Source organism: Halobacillus litoralis (genome assembly GCF_009856415.1).
Taxonomy (GTDB): Bacteria; Bacillota; Bacilli; order Bacillales; family Halobacillaceae; genus Halobacillus; species Halobacillus litoralis_C.
On sequence record NZ_WMEZ01000001.1, the window covers coordinates 797,396 to 815,580 of the forward strand.

Sequence of the window (18,185 nt, forward strand, 5' to 3'; positions counted from 1 at the left end):
CTCTACCTCTCAAAAACAAATCTCTTTAATTTATCTACAAACGAAAAAGTGGACTCCTGACGACGGTACTCGTTCAAATATTTACGTGCCAACTCATCAAGGGAGCGACTCACTTTACTTTTTGGTCTGTCAATCACAAACGGTCGCTGGTTATTGACGGCTTCAAGCACAGACCTGTCATCAGGTAAAACACCTAATAAAGACACTTCCACTTCTAAGAACCTTTTGACTACAAGCGATAGTCGATTGAATGTAGCCTTACCATTTATTTCGTTAAGCGAACGGTTCACAAGGATTTTAATCGGCAGATTTTTGTCTTTATGTACAAGATGCTTAATCATCGCGTAACCGTCTGTCATTGAAGTTGGTTCAGGAGTAGTCACAACGATCGCCTCATGGGCTGCGCTGATGAGATGCAAGCTGTCATGAGTTGCCCCCGCTCCCATGTCAAAGAGGATATAGTCGAAAGACTTGGACAGTTGTTCGAATTCGCTTTGAAAATAGGCGAATTTTGCTTGATCCAGTTCAAAAATGGTAGAGAGCCCTGAACCGCCAGCAATATAAGACAAGGACTCTGGTCCTAGTTCAATAATATCACGAATCGACATTCCTTCTCGAAATAAGTCGATAAATGTTCTTCTAGGTGATTTCCCCATCAAAATATCGATGTTCCCCATACCGATATCAAAATCAAAGACCAGGACCTTCTTGTCGTTTCTCATGAGCTGCAACGCAAAGTTGATACAGAAATTCGACTTCCCCACTCCACCCTTTCCACTGGCAATAGCTATGGTTTTGGCTTGTTGTTTCCCATCCATATCCTGCATGCGCTGGCGGAGGGTTTCAGCTTGATCTTTCATTCGAAAACCCCTCCATAACCTCACTTGCAAGACCCATAGCCGAGGCTGTTTGGATGTCATCCGGTACATTTTGACCATCTGTCAAATACGCGACCCCTACATCATGAGTAAGAACCATGTTTACGGCATTGCCTTTTCGTGCGGTTTCATCCGCTTTTGTGAGAATCAACTGATGGATGGGAATATCCTTGAATTGTTCAAAGATATCGCTCATATCAGTGAATTTACTCGTCAATCCTAAGACAAGGAAATTATCCGATTCTTCGTCAAAATCAATCATTTTATGAAGTTCACGGATGAAGGATGGGTTCCTGAAGTTCCTTCCTGCCGTATCGACAAGAACGAGGTCGAAATCTTGAAAACGTTCCTTCGCCCTCTTGTAATCTTCCATGCTGTACGCAACTTCGAGGGGAATATCCAAAATTTTCGCATACGTCTTTAACTGATCAATAGCAGCAATCCGATAAGTATCTGTGGTAATAAAACCTACGTCCAGCTGATGATTTAAAGCGGCTTCAGCCGCAAGTTTCGCTAGGGTCGTCGTCTTCCCCACACCCGTTGGTCCAACTAAATGGATGAATTTCTTATCAAAAGCCGGCTTCCCAAACCTCTTTTGTTTCATAGACTCGTACAGTTCAAGTCTCAGGAGGTTTTCAATCTCTGATAAATCGTCAAAGCTGCCCCCTTTTTCTATTAAGCGTTCAATCGTCTTTCCCGCGACATCTTCAGAGACTTCCTGATTTAAGAGGAACTCATAGGCTATTTCTAGATTTTCAGGGTAGACTTCTTTACGATTTTGAATCAAGGACCTCAGGTGTTTCAATTCTTCCATGATTTCATGGTTCGGGTTAACAGTAGGTGCTTGTCCTTCCTTTTCCTCAACGGCCCTCGCCGTTCCAAACGTCGATGGATGTTCATCAGACGGGTCAATAGCAGCAATGACTTCTGTGATATCTTTTTTGAAAAGACCTAAAAACCCACCAGATTTTTTCACTTTGGAATTCAGAATCACAGCATCTGCCCCCAATTCGGATCTCACTTTTTTCATGACTTCCGGCATTGTCGCAGCTTCGAATTTTTTTACTCTCATGCTACATTCACCACCCCTACACTCTGGACCTCTACTGTCGGATCTAATTCGTTATAAGATAAAACAACCACTTGTGGTAAAAAACGATCAAGAAGCTGCTTCACATACATCCGTACCGCTGGTGAGCACAGAAGAATGGCTGTTTCTTCCTGTAAGGACATTTGTTCCACTTGTTCTGCAATCGCTGTAATTATGGTTTGCTGACTCTCAGGATCAAGGGCTAAATAACTTCCATGCTCTGTCTGCTGAATATGATCGGCAATGATCTTTTCTACTCTTCCAGAAACGGTAATAACTCTCACTAATTGATCGTCTTTTTTATACTGGTTCGTTATTTGTGCAGATAAGGATTGCCTAGCATATTCAGCGAGCAACTCTGTATCATTGGTCATTTTGGCAAAATCAGCAAGCGTTTCAAAGATAACAGGCAAGTTTTTCACAGAGACATTTTCTCGTAATAGTTTCGCAAGGACTTTTTGTACATCTCCTACACGGAGCGGATCTGGCGTCACTTCTTCAACAAGAATCGGATAAGATTCTTTCAAATGAGCGATCAACTGCTGTGTTTCCTGTCTTCCGAGCAGGGCATGAGCCTGCTGTTTAATAACTTCTGTAATATGTGTCGACACGACAGATGGAGGGTCGACAACGGTATAACCGGACAATTCCGCTTCATCTTTCTGTTCTTCTGTAATCCATTTTGCCGGAAGACCAAATGCTGGTTCCTGCGTATCAATACCGTCGATACCATCATCATCTCCCGGACTCATCGCTAAGTAATGATCCAATAAAAGCTCTCCTTGTGCGACTTCGTTTCCTTTTACTTTCAGACGGTACTCATTCGGATTCAGTTGTATATTATCTCTGATCCTTACTACGGGGATGACGATTCCAAGTTCGATCGCTAACTGTCGTCTGATCATGACAATCCGGTCCAAAAGGTCCCCTCCCTGGTTCGTGTCAGCAATCGGGATTAATGCATATCCGAATTCAAACTCAATCGGATCCATGCTAATCAAGTTCACTACGCTTTCTGGGGATTTCATTTGATCGCTTTCTGCTTCATCCATCTCATCTGGCTCTTCGAATTCCGGTTCTTTTTCCTGGCGGGATAACCAATACCCCCCGAAAGCGAGAACAGCAGCAATCAGCGTGGTCAGGAAGATTGGAATCGGAGTCAAACCGAGAAGGAAAATGGTCGCTGCAGCTATGTAAAGCAGCTTCGGATATCGGAGCAGTTGGCTCGTGACATCTGTACTCAAATTCCCTTCAGATGCCACTCTCGTTACGACAATACCAGTCGCTGTCGAGATGAGCAGGGCAGGAATTTGACTGACGAGGCCGTCCCCTACCGTCAAACGCATGTATGTATCAATCGCTTCGCTGAAAGACATTCCCATCTGGACCATACCAATAATCAAACCGAAGATAATGTTGATCAAAACGATAATGATTCCAGCGATGGCGTCTCCTTTAACGAATTTACTCGCCCCGTCCATCGCTCCATAGAAATCGGCTTCATTTTCAATTTTTGACCTACGTTCTTTTGCCTGGTGTTCGTTAATCATTCCTGCGTTAAGGTCTGCATCAATGCTCATCTGTTTTCCTGGCATCGCGTCCAAGGTAAAACGGGCCGCAACTTCAGACACCCTTTCGGCACCTTTGGTGATGACGAGGAATTGGATGATGACCAAAATGACAAAGACTACAAACCCAACTAGTGGGTTGCCGCCAATGACGAATGTTCCAAATGTCGCAATGACTCCCCCGGCTTCTGCCTCTGAGAGAATGGATCGAGTGGTTGATACATTCAATCCTAATCGAAATAAAGTAAGTAATAATAATAATGTCGGGAAGACAGCAAACTGCAGAGCTTCATCCATGTTCATAGACACAAGGATAACAATCAGGGCGAGCGTAATATTAATCAGTATGAAAAAGCTAAGGAGCCACCCCGGCAACGGTATGACAAGCATGACAATAATTAAAATCACGCCGATAAGTACAGATAAATCTCTTGCTGACATAAGGGTTTACTCCTTTCTTACATTTTTCGTTCAAGTTGATAGACGTAGGCCAGTACTTCAGCAACAGCTTTATAAAATTGTTCGTCAATCGGCTGGTCGATTTCGGAATGTTGGTACAAAGCTCGTGCCAGCGGTCTGTTTTCAACGGTGACCACGTCATTCGATTTGGCCACTTCCTTGATTTTAAGTGCGATAAAATCCACACCCATCGCCACAACATAAGGCGCATCCGACTTCGCTTCGTCATATTTGATGGCAATGGCATAGTGAGTAGGGTTGGTAATGACAACATCGGCATCCGGTACCTCACTCATCATTCTCGCAGCCGACATCTGTCGCTGCTTTTCCTTGATTTTAGCTTTAACTTGAGGGTCACCTTCGATATTCTTATGTTCATCTTTGATGTCTTTTTTGGACATGCGGATATTTTTTTCATGGTCGTATTTTTGATAGGTGTAATCAAGCACAGATAAGATTAACAAAGCTAAGGCAGAAGCCAACCCCATGATAGTGGTAATCGTTCCGAAAAAAGCTAGTGCATCTTCCACCGATTTTTGTGACATCATCATCATTTGATCTTTGTTGACCCAAATGATGGCAAATGTGATTACACCGACCATACTGATTTTTAAGAGCGATTTTAGTAGCTCGACTAATGCTCTTGCTGAGAAAATCCTCTTTGCCCCCTTGATAGGATCTAATTTTTTTAAATCCATCTTCAAGGGTTCTCCTGTAAACATGACCCCCACCTGAAGGAGATTCGAAGCAACCCCAGCCACAATCGCTACCCCCATGATCGGCGCGATGATTTTCGATATTTCCATCGTCATTTCAACAAACATGGCATGGGTCTGTTCTTGAGAAAGATCTTTATGTATGTACTCATTAAAAGCCACTTTGTACATGCCTCTCAGTGTTCCTTCCATATAACCACCGAGAAGGAAAAGTGTTCCGAATATAAGGAGCAGCAAGAAGCCGGTATTCACATCCTGACTTTTCGGAACCTGGCCTTTTTTCCTCGTATCTTCACGTTTCTTCGGGGTCGCTTTTTCTGTTTTTTCATCTGCAGCAAAATACTGGAGATCAAGCTTTAACCAAACCATTAATTCTCAACCTCCCAATACTTGCATAAGGTCACGCATCGTCGTCAGCATCGTTTCAAATAAATTTCTTATGAGCATCACGTAAAAAGTCATCGCAATGACAAGTACAGAAAGGGCAACAAAAATCTTCAAAGGTAAACCGACGACAAAGACATTTAGCTGAGGGACAGTTCTCGCGATGATACCGAGAGCGATATCCACTAAAAACAGACAACCTACGATTGGAATGGCCATGAGAAAGGCAATGACGAACATTTGATTGAAGGATTGAATGACGAACATAATCCAACCTTCTTCTCTTAAAGGTAAAAATTGATCCATCGCAATCACTTCATAACTGTAAAACACACCGTCAATCATCATATGATGGCCATCGACAGCTAATATAAATAGTAGGGTGATGATATATAAATACTGTCCAATCAATGGACTTTGCGCTCCGGTCTGCGGGTCAATCACGTTAGCAATGGCAAAGCCCATCTGAAAATCGATGAAACCTCCAGCGATTTGTATCGCGGAAAGAATGATGTAAGCTAAGAGACCGACGCCGATTCCCACCGCCATTTCTTTGAACAACAAAAGAAAATATTCCCCGTCTATGACCAATTCAGGGGCAGGGACCGTGAAGTACATGATTGCAGCTAAGAAAAAGCTGAACGCCACTTTATGTCTCGTCGGAACTGTCCGATATGAAAAGAGAGGCAACGTGACGAAGAAAGACGTCACCCTCACTAATATAAGCAAAAACGCTGGCACATTGGCCCAATTAATTGTATCCAGCATGTTATCCCACCAGGATATTCAAGTTGTTAAAAATATTGGCGGTGAATTCTACCATATTAGTCAGCATCCACGGCCCGAAGACAATGAGACCGATCATCACCGCTACGATTTTTGGTATAAATGCAAGCGTCTGTTCCTGAATTTGCGTCGTTGCCTGAAAAATACTGACAAGCAACCCGATGGCAAGGGCCAAAATCAATAAGGGGCCAGAGATGAGGAGGACGGTATAAATGCCTTCTTTCGCAAACGAGATCACCATATTACTATTCATTCTTTAAACCTCCGATCTTAAAAGCCTTCCAATAAAGATTTTGATATTAAGTACCAACCATCCACTAGAACAAAGAGTAGAATTTTAAATGGCAGGGAGATCATAACGGGCGGAAGCATCATCATTCCCATGGACATAAGGACACTCGCCACAGCCATATCAATCACTAGAAACGGAACAAAGATCATGAATCCCATTTGAAAAGCCGTTTTCAATTCACTGATGGCAAAGGCGGGAACAAGAGTCGTCAGCGGGACATCTTGAATGCTTTCCGGTGCTTCCATGCCTGAATAATTCATAAATAAAGCCAGATCCTTTTGTCTCGTATGCTTCCCCATAAATTCTTTCATGGGTTCACTGGCTTCCTCATAGGCTTCATCTAACGTAATCTCCTCATTAAAGAGCGGTGTCAGTGCTTGTTCATTCACTTCCTGAAACGTAGGGGCCATAATGAAGAAAGTGAGGAATAATGCTATACCGATGAGAACTTGATTGGGAGGCATGGATTGAGTAGCCAATGAAGTCCTGACAAAAGACAAAACGATCAAAATTCTTGTGAAACTTGTCATTAATATTAAAATGCCCGGCGCCAAAGATAGGACTGTCAGCAATAAAAGCAATTTGACCGAAGTTGCCACACTCTCCGGGTCGGAACTTGAGAAGATATCAATGAATTCATTCATGCTCAGAATCCCTCCTCTTCTCATCCATGACTTTCTTCCTTTTATCTTTCATATCATTCAATTGATTTTCAAACAGCTGTTGAAATTGTATGGAAGAGTGACTTTCTGATTCCTGCTTGTCTTTCCATTTGTCTGTCCATTTTTTTATGTTCCATTGTGGGGATGGACCCCCATTCTGATCTTGATTCATTAATGTCTGCTTCGTCTCTTCCTCTGTGATTTCTGTAATGATTTGTACCGTTTCCCCAACACCTAGGATAAAGACCTGTCCCCCAATACGGACGGCCTGGATCGAGCGGTTCGGCCCCAGGTTCATGCCACCAAGATTCTCCATCGTACGGTTTTGATTGAACATTTTATTTTTTTGGTTAAAGAATTTAAGCAATCCATATAGAAGAGCCACGACAAAAATCAATACAAAGATGAGCTTAACCACATTCCACACAAGACTACCCCCGTCATTCATTTCTACAGGAGAATCTGATGTTTGCTGATCTTCTTGCTGCCCCCCTTCAGATGAAGGACAACCCTCAAGCTGAGGGTTCTCCAAACATTCAAAGGCCGTGGGTTGCGCGAGTCCTTGTGTAGGAAACATCCCCATTATTACAATCAACAGAATAGCTGCAACTGTCACTCTTGTTGTATCCACCATGTGCATTCCTTCTTAACTCAACGCTTTTTGGATAGCCTCGATCACTCGATCAGCCTGGAATGGTTTGACGATAAAATCTTTCGCTCCAGCTTGAATGGCATCCACAACCATGGCTTGCTGTCCCATAGCTGAACACATAATGACTTTAGCATCCGGGTATTGTCCTTTGATTTCTTTCAACGCTGTGATTCCATCCATCTCAGGCATCGTAATATCCATCGTGACCAAATCCGGTTGCTCTTCCTTATAAAGCTCTACGGCTTTCTTCCCGTCTTCTGCTTCTCCGGCAATTTCATACCCATTTTTCGTTAAAATATCTTTCACCATCATTCTCATAAAGGCCGCATCGTCTACGATTAAAATTCTTTCTGCCATGTTAAATCCTCCCTAGTCAATCATTGTTTATCGTAATTTTGTCAAACGTTCTTTCGGACTCAAAATATCCGTCACCCTTACACCGAAGTTCTCATCAATGACAACAACTTCTCCTTTGGCCATCAGCTTCTCATTGACATGGATGTCCACGGGCTCTCCTGCTAATTTATCAAGTTCTAACACAGAACCTGATGATAACTCCAATATTTCTCTGACGGACCGCTTTGTACGTCCAAGCTCTACCGTTACCTTCAATGGAATATCCATCAACATATCCAAGTTCTTTTGTTCAGACCCATTCAACTGAACAGGACTGAAACTTTGAAACTCTGCCGTTTGAACATTTGCGTCCTCAGCTGTTTGCCCGACAGGTCCTCCAACATATTGCGGAGAATGGGGAGCCTCTTTTGCGTTAGAAGATTCATAGAATGTTTGACCCGGCATGCTTTGTCTCTGTTCTTCTTGTTTATGTGAAGAAGGTGGTTCTTGCACGGGGTCCGGTTCGCTCTTTGCAGGTCGTTCTTCTAAAGCCTTGAAGCTCTCCTCAACCGCGGGTTCTTCCTGCTGTGGATTCATTAATTCTTCCACAAGCTCTTTCGCAAAACTCACCGGAATGAGCTGCATAATATTTGAATCGATTAAATTCCCTACTTGAAGCTGGAAGGATACTTTGACGAGAACTTCCTCGTTAGGAATCTTTTGCGTTCCTTCATCTTCCTCCAAATCCAACACATCGATGGCCGGCGGTGATATGTCTACTTTCTTGTTGAAGATTGTTGACATACTTGTAGCCGCTGATCCCATCATCTGATTCATCGCTTCCTGTACGGCACTCAAGGCAATTTCATTCAAATGTTCATCTGGATCGGTTCCGTCACCGCCCAACATCAAATCGGCAATGATTGCTGCATCCTTCGTTCGGATGACGAGTACATTTTCACCCGAAAAACCATGGGTATAAGTAACTCCGATGGCTACGTGCGGCTTTGGAAATTCATCAGGCAGATCTTTTCGTTCCAAGACGCTAATCTGTGGCGTTGTAATATCCACCTTTTGGTTCAATAGCGAAGATAGTGCGGTCGCTGAACTTCCGAATGAAATGTTGCCGATCTCACCTAAAGCGTCTTCCTCCAATGACGAAATCGTTTCTTCTCCTGCAAAATTTAAAGGGTCCTCTTCGTTGTCCGTGTCACCCCCGCCGTTCAAAAGCGCATCAATTTCATCTTGGGATAACATATCATCACTCATTTTCTCCGGCACCCCCTTGATATTCCTCTAATACTTGCACAGCCAGCTTATTCTTAGATTTACCTGGCTGAATGTAAAATTTAACTTCATCATCCACTTTCATTTTCAACGGTTGATCAATCGGCTGGTCGAGGCGGATCACATCTTCTTTACCTAAGCCTAGAAATTGCTCTATGCTCATGTCGGCTTCTCCCAATACCGCCCGGACATCCAATTCCGCTTCCTTAATCGTATGGCTGATGGCTTGAACTTCCTCAGGATCCCGATTCTTAGGCTTTTCTTTTTGCATCCAGTAGTGGACAGACAGCCTCGGAATGATCGGTTCTAGTACCACATGTGGAATGCAGATATTAATCATTCCGCTTGCCTCCCCGATGGTCGTGTTTAATGATACGACGACAACGGTTTCATTCGGGGAAACCATCTGCAAAAATTGTGGATTCACTTCGAATTCTTCCAGTAAAGGGTCGATGTCGACAATCGATCCCCATGCTTCTTGATAATTTTCCAAAGACCTTTCAAAAAGATGGGACATGATCGTCGTTTCAATTTCGGTCAAGTTCTCCACTTTGTTGACACTACTTCCTTTACCCCCAAGTACACGGTCCATCATGGCGTAAGAAACGTTCGGGTTTGCTTCTAACAAGATCCGTCCTTCAAGGGGAGGCACGCTGAAAATATTCAGGATCGTCATCGTAGGAATCGACCGGATAAATTCCTCATAAGGCAACTGATCCACCGATGCCACTTCAATGTTCACATAAGTTCTCAGCTGCGCCGAAAAATAGGTGGTCAACAACCTGGAAAAGTTTTCGTGTATTCGTGTCAAACTTCTGATCTGATCTTTAGAAAAGCGGAGCGCCCTCTTAAAATCATAAACTCTAACCTTCTTTTCCTTTTTTTCCTTCTTTAGCTCTTCTGCATTCATCTCCCCGGTAGATAGGGCCGAAAGCAATGAATCGATCTCATTCTGCGAGAGAACCTCTTCCGCCAAAACCTCACCCCCCTTTCTTCTTCTCTATTATTGAAGGACTTTGTTTACTGTGTAGACGTCTGTGACTTCTCCTTCAGACATGAACTCATTCAGTTTTAACTTAACCTTTGCTTCCAGGTCAGATAATCCGGATTGAAAGGTCTCAGAATTCATGGTTGATAATTCTTTCAGCAAAACATTCTGCATTTGAAAGTCTCTCTTCTTTAATTCTTCCATAGATTCTTTGCTGTCTGTTACCACACGAAAGCTGATCCGGACATAGTCGCCGTTTTGCAAGTCCGTAGTGATTTCCTCTGTTAAAAAAGAGGCTTCACGAATATCATCGATCGATCTTTCCCCGCTCGCCTTGCTTTCTCCGTTAAAATTAAGCACAAGTACAAGCGCTACGACACCAATGACGGTCAGAGTACTTAGCGTAATCACCATCACTTTAAATCCATTCATTTATCCTCACCTGCCTTGTCTGCCACTCTGACGATACCGATTTCTTTGTAATACCTAGTAACCTTTTCAACAACCTCTCCTTCACTTTCTTTCACGAGGAATGTTCGACCCGTTGTAGTCATCACTGTCGTGTCAGGGTTCGACTGGATTTGCTCTATGTAGATTGCGTTGAAAGTAAATGGCTGTCCGTTTAATTTAGTTAATGTAATCATCGTATGGTAGAGAGAGGCGATCAAGCACGCCCCTCTATCCTTTCTTATCGTTTCAAGTTGACAAGCTCTTGTAAGATTTCATCCGATGTAGTGATGATTCTTGTGTTTGCCTGGAAACCACGTTGAGCAGTGATCATTTCAGTGAAAGACTCGGCAAGATCGACATTAGACATCTCTAGGGCGCCAGATACTGTCTGCCCTGTACCATTTTGGCCAGGTGCAATTAAATCATCTATGCTGGCCAAACCTTCGCCATCAAGGGAGTAAACTCCAGCGTTATTGGTATTCTGAAACGCATTTCCTCCGATTTTTTGCAGACCACTAGGATTAGAGAATTGCGCCAAACGAATTTGACCAGCAATAGCTGTATTGCCTGTACTATCGATGTAATTGACTGTGCCATCGGTCTGGATGCTAAAACTTTGAGCATCTGTCGGAATAGTGATTGCACCTGCTCCTCCATTTTCTCCATTTTGACCAATCAGGTATTTACCTTCCCCATTTACAATGGCACCATCACTATCCAGGTAAAAGTTCCCTGCGCGTGTAAAAGATAAATTTACAGCTTGCAGGTCAAGAGCATCGTCCTCCGTTGAAATGGAGAGATCCTCTGTTCCTTCACCTAAAACGAACATCCCATCTCCTTCTAGAGCTAAATCCAATGGACGGTTTGTCGTTTGTCTGTTCCCCTGAGTATGGATTGTATCAATGGATCCTACTTGAGAACCAAGTCCCACTTGGGAAGGGTTCAAACCTCCTCTAATATTCTCTCCATCAGCCAAAGCCGTAGGTCCTTGAGCTGCAGACATCGTCTGGCTCATCATATCCTGAAAAGTGACCCTTCCTTTTTTGTAACCATACGTATTGACGTTTGCGATGTTATTTCCAATCGTATCGAGCTTTGTCTGAAAACCTTTCATGCCAGAAATCCCTGAGTACATTGAACGTAGCATATTGTCGACATTCCTTTCCTTTGGTGGATTCATCCGCATCGATCGGTCAGCAGATGTTGAAGGCTTCCCGGTTTGGGTCCAGCCTATTCGTTTACAAAAATCGTTCCATTAATGTTCGTGAAAATTTGAGACTGTGTTTCGTTACGATCCATGGCTGTTACAACCGTTCGATTTTTTGAACTGACCACAAGTGCCACATCGTTGAGCACGACCAAGGATTGGTCCACCCCTTTTTTACTGGCTTCCGTCATTTTCTCTCCGATTTTTGTCCAAGTTTGTTCACTGATCTCAATCTTACGGTGTCTCATCCGTTCCATCGCATGTTTACTCACTTTGATCTCTTTCGCTTCCTGTAGAAACTGTTGGAAGGGAGCGTTAGGTTTCTGATTCAGTGACCTTTTCTTAGGTATAGGTAACGGCCGGTGAAAAGATTGAATACGTGGATCCATGTTATTCCTCTTGGGCCGGGGTCTCAGGTTTACTGTCCACTTCAGCCACTTTGGTCATGTATTCTACTGAGATTTTCTCCCCTGATTTGAGTTCTAAGTAGGTTTCTGTCCCACTCTGATTGACGGATTGTACAATATCTGATTCCGTTCGCTCCAGTAATCCTGTTTCTTGATCATAAACAGGATAAGAAACTTCTTTTCCAATCAATCCACTATATTGAATAAGTGGAGGGAGATTCTGGCTGTCCATGAATCTTTGAAAGGACTGTGACATGTTGGTCATCTGTTCCAAGCTTGAGAACTCTGTCATTTGTGATATGAACTCTTTGTCTTTCATAGGGTCTAACGGATTTTGGTTTTTAATCTGGGCCATAAGGATTTTCAGAAAGTCGTCCTTACCTAGTGCGTTGCTTCCAGTACCCCGCACCTGCTGGTTTTTCAAATATAGAGAAGGATCGATACTTGTCATACCATCACCTATACTTTCTCATTCATTAATATTTCGTGGAAAGAGAGTTCTCCGTCCTCTGAATCTTCCACGTGGTCTTGTTCCAAATCATGATTGTGTTGCTGTTGATCTCTTTCTTTATTGCCGCTATCCATATGTTCCTGGAGCTGTTGCTGCAAAGCGGAAGCTTCCACCTTCTCTATCACCACCTGCTGAGGGGAGAACATATGTCTCAGTTGCGTTTTGTTTCCTTCCAGCATCTCTTTGGCGGCTTGACTCGTGGCAAGTATTTTCACAGCCATTTCCCCATTGATTTGAGTGAATTTCACAGTAAGATCCCCGAGGTTTCCTGGTTTCAACTTAATCAGCATTTCCATGTTGCCTTTAGGATTTGTGAACATGCGACTGGATTGAATGATTCTCTCCATCTCGCTGAGCAACTGCTTTGAAGTAGATGAGCCCTCTTGATTCTGGTTCATTTGGATGACATACTGTTCCACTTTTGTCATGGGCATCATTGAAACATTTGATAATAGCTGATGCTTGGATGCTTGAAGTTTAGAATCTTGCTGAACTTCCTCTCCCAGAGTTTGCTTCACCCATTTGACGATGTCCTTGCCTGTCACCGGTGTTTGTTGATGATAGGATTTAGGGACATCCATACGGTTTTGATACATATGGACAAGCTTATTGAACACCTGTCGTTCTTGAATAGAAGCATCTTTTGTAACCCTTTCCAGGAGACCATGACCCGGTCCTTTTGCTTTGTTCGGTAAGGACTCAACGAGTTGCATGAACTTCTGCATCAACTCTTTCATTTCTTTACCTGCTTTATGAGAAACATGAGGTGAAGGACCATTTCCAGCAAATGTCTGAATGATACTTCTCATCTCCTGCCATGTCTTATGTAAGGTTTCTTCTGTGTTGACAGGATTGGAAGTGAATGGGAACTTTTCACCAGTAGATGATGATAAGGAAAGGTTTAACATCGAGCTTTCACTTCTCGAGGTGACTGTTGTCATCAGCGATGTCAGTTCCTTGAATGTCGCGGCCAAGTCTTGTTTTCCAACGGATAAATCAGAAAAAGTATTTTCAGGTATGAACTCTTGTTCCAACTTCTTCATGGGTGAAATCATACTCGAGATAAGTCCTTCAGAAGCCGTTTCTTTAGCTCGTTGGAGGGTTTCTCTCCAGTTCAACCCTTCGCCCTCAGGCCATTCTCCTTGTTGAACCAGGTTTGAAATCATAGTCTCGATTTTTTCAATGAGTGCTACGAATTTCGCTGTTGTTTCCTCAGTTTTGACTTCTTTTGCGTCCGTCAATGAGGTCATCCTTTGAAAATCCATGAGAAGGGAACCAAAGAGACCTCCTCCTGGCTCTCCTTCCCCTTTTTGTTGCGTATTAGGATTCATCATCATTTTTTGAGAATTCCCTAAAACCGTCATCATAGCTGTATTCACTTTTGCACCCCCTTTCAAGGAAGCCTTAGTCTTCAATAAGAATACTTGCGATATTTGCTGCTGTTTCCGCATCCATCTGACCAAGGATTTCTCCTCTTTCCTCACTAGCTACATCATTCAAAACTTGCACCGCTAAATTTTCGTTCATACTTTCAAGAATAGGGGCAGCCGCTTCTGGATCCATTTCTTGAAATGATTGTGCCATTTCCGCCGTTTTTGAATTCTCGTTGCTATCATCTTCTGACCTTGCATCTTCTAAATCGGCTTCCAGCTGCACCACCTGTTGCTCGAGTTCATTGATTTGATTTTGCTTGCTATCAGATTTTGATTGCAGTTCTTCCATTTCAGCTTCTTTGTTGGCAATTACTGCCTTTAACCGGTCAACCTCGCTGGCCACTGAATTTTCACTTTCAGATGAAGCTTCTGTGGACATGCCTGGAATACGACTTGTATATTTCTCAGCTTCTTCAAATACATTAACTCCACTTAACGTAAGAACAATCAACGTCAACGTAATAAGAAAAATCAGGGGAAAGAAAATGGCTGCGAAGATTTTAGAAAAAGATTTCTTGTTTTTTTGCGTATGTCCACTCTTTGCCATTCCATCACCTATTCTGAAAATTTAAGTATTGTTGCATGGATAGTTCATCCATCTGTTTGTTTTCTTCACTTTTCATAAGATGCCATTGCTCATCCCGCTTATGCTCTACAATTTTTTCAAACTTTTTCACCTCTATATGAGCAGCCGAAAGTTTGACTTGCTTTTGTTGCATATTTAGTCTTGCTTTTTGGACAGCGGGCTGAAGGTGATCGATCGTCTCCTGTAAACCTTGTATGTATCGTTGATGCCGCACGATCGCTTCCGCTCTCACTGTATGGTTTTTCATTTCTTCCTCAAAGCTGTTTTCTGCTACTTCTTTCTTCTTAAGGCATGCATAAAGTTTTTCTGCCTGTTTTTCGAAATCATTGACAGCATCCTGATATACCTTCTGAGTCTTTTGCTTCTCTCGATCTCTTAGATCTCTCATTCTTTGGAATGTTTGAATATCAGCCATGTCCTGCGGCCTCCTATACGAACAGATTTCTCAAATCTTCCACTGACTTCTCAAAGCTTGCTGGTTCATGGATCCCCTGTCTTAAAAATTGAATGATGGTAGAGTGGTAGGATATCGCTTGATCGATTTCCATACTCGATCCTTTTTTGTAAGCTCCAATTTGGATCAACTCACTATTCTCTTCGTAAGTAGCTAAAAGGGCCCGCAGCTTCTCAGCAGATTCTTTATGTTCAGGAGAAGCAATTTGCTTCATGACGCGGCTGATTGATTTTAAGATGTTGATGGCTGGAAAATGCCCCTGTTCTGCAAGTTTACGATCGAGAACAAAGTGACCATCGAGAATTCCACGTACGGTATCAGAAATTGGCTCATTCAAGTCATCGCCATCAACTAAAACCGTATAAAAAGCAGTAATCGTTCCGTTTGTACTTGACCCTGTACGCTCTAATAATTTCGGTAAAAGAGCAAATACAGATGGGGTATAACCTTTAGTTGTAGGCGGCTCGCCTGTAGCGAGACCAATTTCACGCTGTGCCATAGCAAAACGTGTGACAGAGTCCATCATCAAATTGACGTTATATCCTTGATCGCGAAAATATTCACTGATGGCTGTTGCCGTGTAAGCTCCTTTCACTCTCATCAAGGCAGGCTGATCGGAAGTGGCAACGACGAGGATCGAGTTTTTCAACCCTTCCTCCCCCAGATCATTTTCAATGAACTCTCTCACTTCACGCCCTCGTTCGCCAATGAGAGCAATCACATTCAAATCGGCTGAGCTGTTTCTAGCAATCATCCCCATCAAGGTACTTTTACCAACCCCGCTTCCCGCGAAAATGCCGATCCTCTGTCCCTTGCCAACGGTCAACATCGTATCGACAGCTCTCACGCCGACTTGAATTGGTTCGTGAATCGGTGGACGCTGGAGCGGGTTGGGAGGGTTTTGATCTGTCGGATACCCCTTTACACCGAGTGGCATCGACGCTCCATCTAACGGGTGCCCCGTAGCATCGAGAATCTTACCGACAAGTCCCATCCCGACTTTGATTCGCATGGGTTCACCGGTTGCTTCAACAATGCTGCCAGGACGCACTTCTTTCACTTCCCGAAAAGGCATTAAAAGGATGTTTTCATTGTTGAAACCAACAACCTCGGCTGCGATCTTTTCTTTATGTTCTGACGTATGGATATAACACAAATCACCGACAGAGGCTTCCGGCCCTTTGGATTCAATCATAAGTCCGACAACTCTATGAATTTTCCCATACCTTTTCATAGATTCTGCATTGGCGATCGCATCAAAATAACGCTGACTATCCATTTCCCATCTCCTCATTCGCAACTGAAAGCAGGTGTTGTCTGAGTTCTGATAACTGTGTATCTATACTTCCATCAAGCCTTCCAAACTGCGATTCCACGATACAGGCGTCAGGGTTTAACTCTTCTTCTGCATAAATGCTTAAATGTGAAGAAGGGGTGATCAATCGTTCTAGTTCATCAGACTGTCTGTGAACAAAGTCGTATTTTTCTGGATGGACATACAAAGCGACTTCAGGTTGCCCTTTAACCTCTTCCATCACATTTTTTACCATTGGCAAAAACAACGTCGGGTCTTCTTCCAGTTTCGTGCTGAGAATTTTCTCGGCTGTTTTCATAGCCACCTCTACGATCGTTCTCTCGCTATTTGTAACCATAAGGTCATGCGAAGCTTTCGCTTTTTGGATGATTTCATTAGCCTGAGATAATCGGGCTTGTAAGTTATCGTAGCCTTCTTTATGACCTTGCCTGAAACCCTCGTCCATCCCTTTTTGATAGGCTTCATTTTCAATTACTTTCTTCTCTTCTTGCCAAGTCGCTTTCATCGACTCTATTTCTTTTTCCGTTGATATAATCAACTGTTCCCTTTGATTCCTTGCTGCCTCTAAATCTTTTTGGGCTTGTTCCAACTCTTGGTTGATTTGTAGACTTTTTTGTTCTTGTTCACTTTCCTTAACTTCTTGTCCTTGAATATGTACGGGTCTTAAACCGATGACACGACCATTCGATGAAGGTTCATGTTTAGACAATGATGTCATCTCCTCCACCTCTTGCTATCACGATTTCACCTACATCTTCTAAACGGCGAATCGTAGAAACCACCCTCGTTTGAGCTTCTTCCACATCTCGAAGTCTGACGGGTCCCATGAATTCCATCTCTTCTTTGAATGTTGTCGCCATCCGTTCGGACATGTTACTGAATACGATGTCTTTGACTTCTTCGCTGGACACTTTAAGCGACAGACGCAGATCATCGTTTTCAACATCACGGATGATCCTCTGAATCGCCCGGTTATCAAGAGCAACAATATCTTCAAAGACGAACATCCGTTTCTTAATTTCTTCCGCCAGTTCCGGATCCTGTATTTCAAGGGAGTCAAGAATCGTTCTTTCTGTACTCCGGTCGACACCATTCAAAACTTCCACAACGGCTTGAATTCCACCTGTTTCTGTATAATCCTGGGTTACTGTTGTCGATAACTTTTTCTCGAGAATTTGTTCAACCTGACTGATCACTTCAGGGGAGGTCGAATCCATTGTGGCTATTCTCCGGGCTACGTCGGCCTGAAGCTCTTGTGGAAGTTCTGACAAGATTTGTCCGGACTGTTCAGGATCGAGGTAGGATAGTACAAGCGCAATCGTTTGTGGATGTTCGTTTTGAATAAAGTTAAGAATCTGATGAGCATCTGCTTTTCTTGCAAAATCAAACGGCTTCACCTGCAATGAAGAAGTGAGGCGCCCGATGATATTAGAAGCTTCATCTGAACCCAGCGCTTTTTCAAGAATTGTTTTTGCATACCCAATTCCACCCTGTGATATATAATCCTGGGCTAAAGCTATTTGGTGAAATTGGTCCAGAATTTCTTCCTTTTCTTTGCTATCTACTTTTTGAACAGAAGAGATTTCCAGCGTCAATTGTTCAATCTCTTCCTCATCTAAATGTTTGTACACTTGGGCAGCAACATCTGGCCCAAGGGAAATCAACAGGACAGCCGCTTTCTGCTTGCCTGTCAATTCCGATTTTCTCAAGGCCATATAAAGACC

General features: G+C 43.1%; 22 protein-coding genes. All 22 read right to left on the reverse strand.

Annotated features, from left to right (window positions below):
• Positions 1-2: 2 nt before the first annotated feature.
• The 22 genes from GLV98_RS04240 to fliG all read right to left on the reverse strand — a co-directional run bounded on the left by GLV98_RS04240 (position 3) and on the right by fliG (position 18,176).
• Positions 3-860, reverse strand: coding sequence for a MinD/ParA family protein (locus GLV98_RS04240; RefSeq protein WP_160912373.1), 858 nt, complete (start codon positions 858-860; stop codon positions 3-5).
• Entirely contained in the window at positions 844-1,950 is a 1,107-nt protein-coding gene (flhF, locus tag GLV98_RS04245; RefSeq protein WP_160912375.1) for a flagellar biosynthesis protein FlhF, read from the reverse strand. The genes GLV98_RS04240 and flhF overlap by 17 nt, the downstream gene beginning before the upstream one ends.
• Positions 1,947-3,977: a flagellar biosynthesis protein FlhA gene (gene flhA, locus GLV98_RS04250; protein ID WP_160912377.1), complete on the reverse strand. Its 2,031-nt coding sequence runs from the start codon at positions 3,975-3,977 to the stop codon at positions 1,947-1,949. The genes flhF and flhA overlap by 4 nt, the downstream gene beginning before the upstream one ends.
• A gap of 17 nt (positions 3,978-3,994) precedes the next feature.
• A complete protein-coding gene (gene flhB, locus GLV98_RS04255; protein WP_160912379.1) occupies positions 3,995-5,080 on the reverse strand; it encodes a flagellar biosynthesis protein FlhB in 1,086 nt (361 codons plus the stop codon).
• 6 nt (positions 5,081-5,086) lie between these two features.
• Entirely contained in the window at positions 5,087-5,863 is a 777-nt protein-coding gene (gene fliR / locus GLV98_RS04260; RefSeq protein ID WP_160912381.1) for a flagellar biosynthetic protein FliR, read from the reverse strand.
• Position 5,864: 1 nt separating this feature from the next.
• Positions 5,865-6,134, reverse strand: a complete 270-nt coding sequence (gene fliQ, locus GLV98_RS04265) for a flagellar biosynthesis protein FliQ (protein ID WP_089652403.1) — start codon at positions 6,132-6,134, stop codon at positions 5,865-5,867.
• 17 nt (positions 6,135-6,151) lie between these two features.
• A complete protein-coding gene (gene fliP / locus GLV98_RS04270) occupies positions 6,152-6,817 on the reverse strand; it encodes a flagellar type III secretion system pore protein FliP (RefSeq protein WP_160912384.1) in 666 nt (221 codons plus the stop codon).
• On the reverse strand, positions 6,810-7,469 hold the full coding sequence (locus GLV98_RS04275; protein ID WP_160912386.1) for a flagellar biosynthetic protein FliO: 660 nt from the start codon (positions 7,467-7,469) through the stop codon (positions 6,810-6,812). Before GLV98_RS04275 ends, fliP begins: the two co-directional genes overlap by 8 nt.
• A 12-nt stretch (positions 7,470-7,481) precedes the next feature.
• A complete protein-coding gene (locus GLV98_RS04280; protein ID WP_089652406.1) occupies positions 7,482-7,844 on the reverse strand; it encodes a response regulator in 363 nt (120 codons plus the stop codon).
• 27 nt (positions 7,845-7,871) lie between these two features.
• Complete coding sequence (fliY, locus tag GLV98_RS04285; RefSeq protein ID WP_160912388.1) at positions 7,872-9,092, reverse strand: flagellar motor switch phosphatase FliY; 1,221 nt, start codon at positions 9,090-9,092, stop codon at positions 7,872-7,874.
• The gene (gene fliM, locus GLV98_RS04290) at positions 9,085-10,086 is read right to left on the reverse strand and encodes a flagellar motor switch protein FliM (protein WP_160912390.1); all 1,002 of its coding nucleotides are present in this window, start codon (positions 10,084-10,086) and stop codon (positions 9,085-9,087) included. The genes fliY and fliM overlap by 8 nt, the downstream gene beginning before the upstream one ends.
• 27 nt (positions 10,087-10,113) lie before the next feature.
• On the reverse strand, positions 10,114-10,530 hold the full coding sequence (gene fliL / locus GLV98_RS04295) for a flagellar basal body-associated protein FliL (RefSeq protein WP_160912392.1): 417 nt from the start codon (positions 10,528-10,530) through the stop codon (positions 10,114-10,116).
• Entirely contained in the window at positions 10,527-10,766 is a 240-nt protein-coding gene (locus GLV98_RS04300; protein WP_337193711.1) for a flagellar FlbD family protein, read from the reverse strand. Before GLV98_RS04300 ends, fliL begins: the two co-directional genes overlap by 4 nt.
• Positions 10,767-10,786: 20 nt before the next feature.
• The gene (gene flgG, locus GLV98_RS04305; protein ID WP_160912394.1) at positions 10,787-11,695 is read right to left on the reverse strand and encodes a flagellar basal body rod protein FlgG; all 909 of its coding nucleotides are present in this window, start codon (positions 11,693-11,695) and stop codon (positions 10,787-10,789) included.
• Between the two features lie 83 nt (positions 11,696-11,778).
• Positions 11,779-12,144: a TIGR02530 family flagellar biosynthesis protein gene (locus tag GLV98_RS04310; RefSeq protein WP_160912396.1), complete on the reverse strand. Its 366-nt coding sequence runs from the start codon at positions 12,142-12,144 to the stop codon at positions 11,779-11,781.
• Position 12,145: 1 nt separating this feature from the next.
• Entirely contained in the window at positions 12,146-12,613 is a 468-nt protein-coding gene (gene flgD / locus GLV98_RS04315; RefSeq protein ID WP_160912398.1) for a flagellar hook assembly protein FlgD, read from the reverse strand.
• Between the two features lie 8 nt (positions 12,614-12,621).
• A complete protein-coding gene (locus tag GLV98_RS04320) occupies positions 12,622-14,136 on the reverse strand; it encodes a flagellar hook-length control protein FliK (protein ID WP_160912400.1) in 1,515 nt (504 codons plus the stop codon).
• Positions 14,078-14,653 carry a MotE family protein gene (locus GLV98_RS04325; RefSeq protein ID WP_160912402.1) on the reverse strand — a complete coding sequence of 192 codons (576 nt, stop codon included), beginning with the start codon at positions 14,651-14,653 and terminating at the stop codon, positions 14,078-14,080. Before GLV98_RS04325 ends, GLV98_RS04320 begins: the two co-directional genes overlap by 59 nt.
• 4 nt (positions 14,654-14,657) lie before the next feature.
• Positions 14,658-15,107 (reverse strand): flagellar export protein FliJ, encoded by a 450-nt coding sequence (gene fliJ, locus GLV98_RS04330; RefSeq protein WP_160912404.1) that lies wholly within the window; start codon positions 15,105-15,107, stop codon positions 14,658-14,660.
• 13 nt (positions 15,108-15,120) lie between these two features.
• Positions 15,121-16,425: a flagellar protein export ATPase FliI gene (gene fliI / locus GLV98_RS04335; protein ID WP_160912407.1), complete on the reverse strand. Its 1,305-nt coding sequence runs from the start codon at positions 16,423-16,425 to the stop codon at positions 15,121-15,123.
• The gene (gene fliH / locus GLV98_RS04340; RefSeq protein WP_160912409.1) at positions 16,418-17,170 is read right to left on the reverse strand and encodes a flagellar assembly protein FliH; all 753 of its coding nucleotides are present in this window, start codon (positions 17,168-17,170) and stop codon (positions 16,418-16,420) included. The genes fliI and fliH overlap by 8 nt, the downstream gene beginning before the upstream one ends.
• On the reverse strand, positions 17,163-18,176 hold the full coding sequence (gene fliG / locus GLV98_RS04345; RefSeq protein ID WP_089652418.1) for a flagellar motor switch protein FliG: 1,014 nt from the start codon (positions 18,174-18,176) through the stop codon (positions 17,163-17,165). Before fliG ends, fliH begins: the two co-directional genes overlap by 8 nt.
• Positions 18,177-18,185 lie beyond the last annotated feature (9 nt).

Coding starts and splice junctions, on each gene's coding strand:
- GLV98_RS04240 (WP_160912373.1), bottom strand. CDS start 860: ATGAAAGATCAAGCTGAAACCCTCCGCCAGCGCATGCAGGATATGGAT.
- flhF (WP_160912375.1), bottom strand. CDS start 1,950: ATGAGAGTAAAAAAATTCGAAGCTGCGACAATGCCGGAAGTCATGAAA.
- flhA (WP_160912377.1), bottom strand. CDS start 3,977: ATGTCAGCAAGAGATTTATCTGTACTTATCGGCGTGATTTTAATTATT.
- flhB (WP_160912379.1), bottom strand. CDS start 5,080: ATGGTTTGGTTAAAGCTTGATCTCCAGTATTTTGCTGCAGATGAAAAA.
- fliR (WP_160912381.1), bottom strand. CDS start 5,863: ATGCTGGATACAATTAATTGGGCCAATGTGCCAGCGTTTTTGCTTATA.
- fliQ (WP_089652403.1), bottom strand. CDS start 6,134: ATGAATAGTAATATGGTGATCTCGTTTGCGAAAGAAGGCATTTATACC.
- fliP (WP_160912384.1), bottom strand. CDS start 6,817: ATGAATGAATTCATTGATATCTTCTCAAGTTCCGACCCGGAGAGTGTG.
- GLV98_RS04275 (WP_160912386.1), bottom strand. CDS start 7,469: ATGGTGGATACAACAAGAGTGACAGTTGCAGCTATTCTGTTGATTGTA.
- GLV98_RS04280 (WP_089652406.1), bottom strand. CDS start 7,844: ATGGCAGAAAGAATTTTAATCGTAGACGATGCGGCCTTTATGAGAATG.
- fliY (WP_160912388.1), bottom strand. CDS start 9,092: ATGAGTGATGATATGTTATCCCAAGATGAAATTGATGCGCTTTTGAAC.
- fliL (WP_160912392.1), bottom strand. CDS start 10,530: ATGAATGGATTTAAAGTGATGGTGATTACGCTAAGTACTCTGACCGTC.
- flgG (WP_160912394.1), bottom strand. CDS start 11,695: ATGCTACGTTCAATGTACTCAGGGATTTCTGGCATGAAAGGTTTTCAG.
- GLV98_RS04310 (WP_160912396.1), bottom strand. CDS start 12,144: ATGGATCCACGTATTCAATCTTTTCACCGGCCGTTACCTATACCTAAG.
- flgD (WP_160912398.1), bottom strand. CDS start 12,613: ATGACAAGTATCGATCCTTCTCTATATTTGAAAAACCAGCAGGTGCGG.
- GLV98_RS04325 (WP_160912402.1), bottom strand. CDS start 14,653: ATGGCAAAGAGTGGACATACGCAAAAAAACAAGAAATCTTTTTCTAAA.
- fliJ (WP_160912404.1), bottom strand. CDS start 15,107: ATGGCTGATATTCAAACATTCCAAAGAATGAGAGATCTAAGAGATCGA.
- fliI (WP_160912407.1), bottom strand. CDS start 16,425: ATGGATAGTCAGCGTTATTTTGATGCGATCGCCAATGCAGAATCTATG.
- fliG (WP_089652418.1), bottom strand. CDS start 18,176: ATGGCCTTGAGAAAATCGGAATTGACAGGCAAGCAGAAAGCGGCTGTC.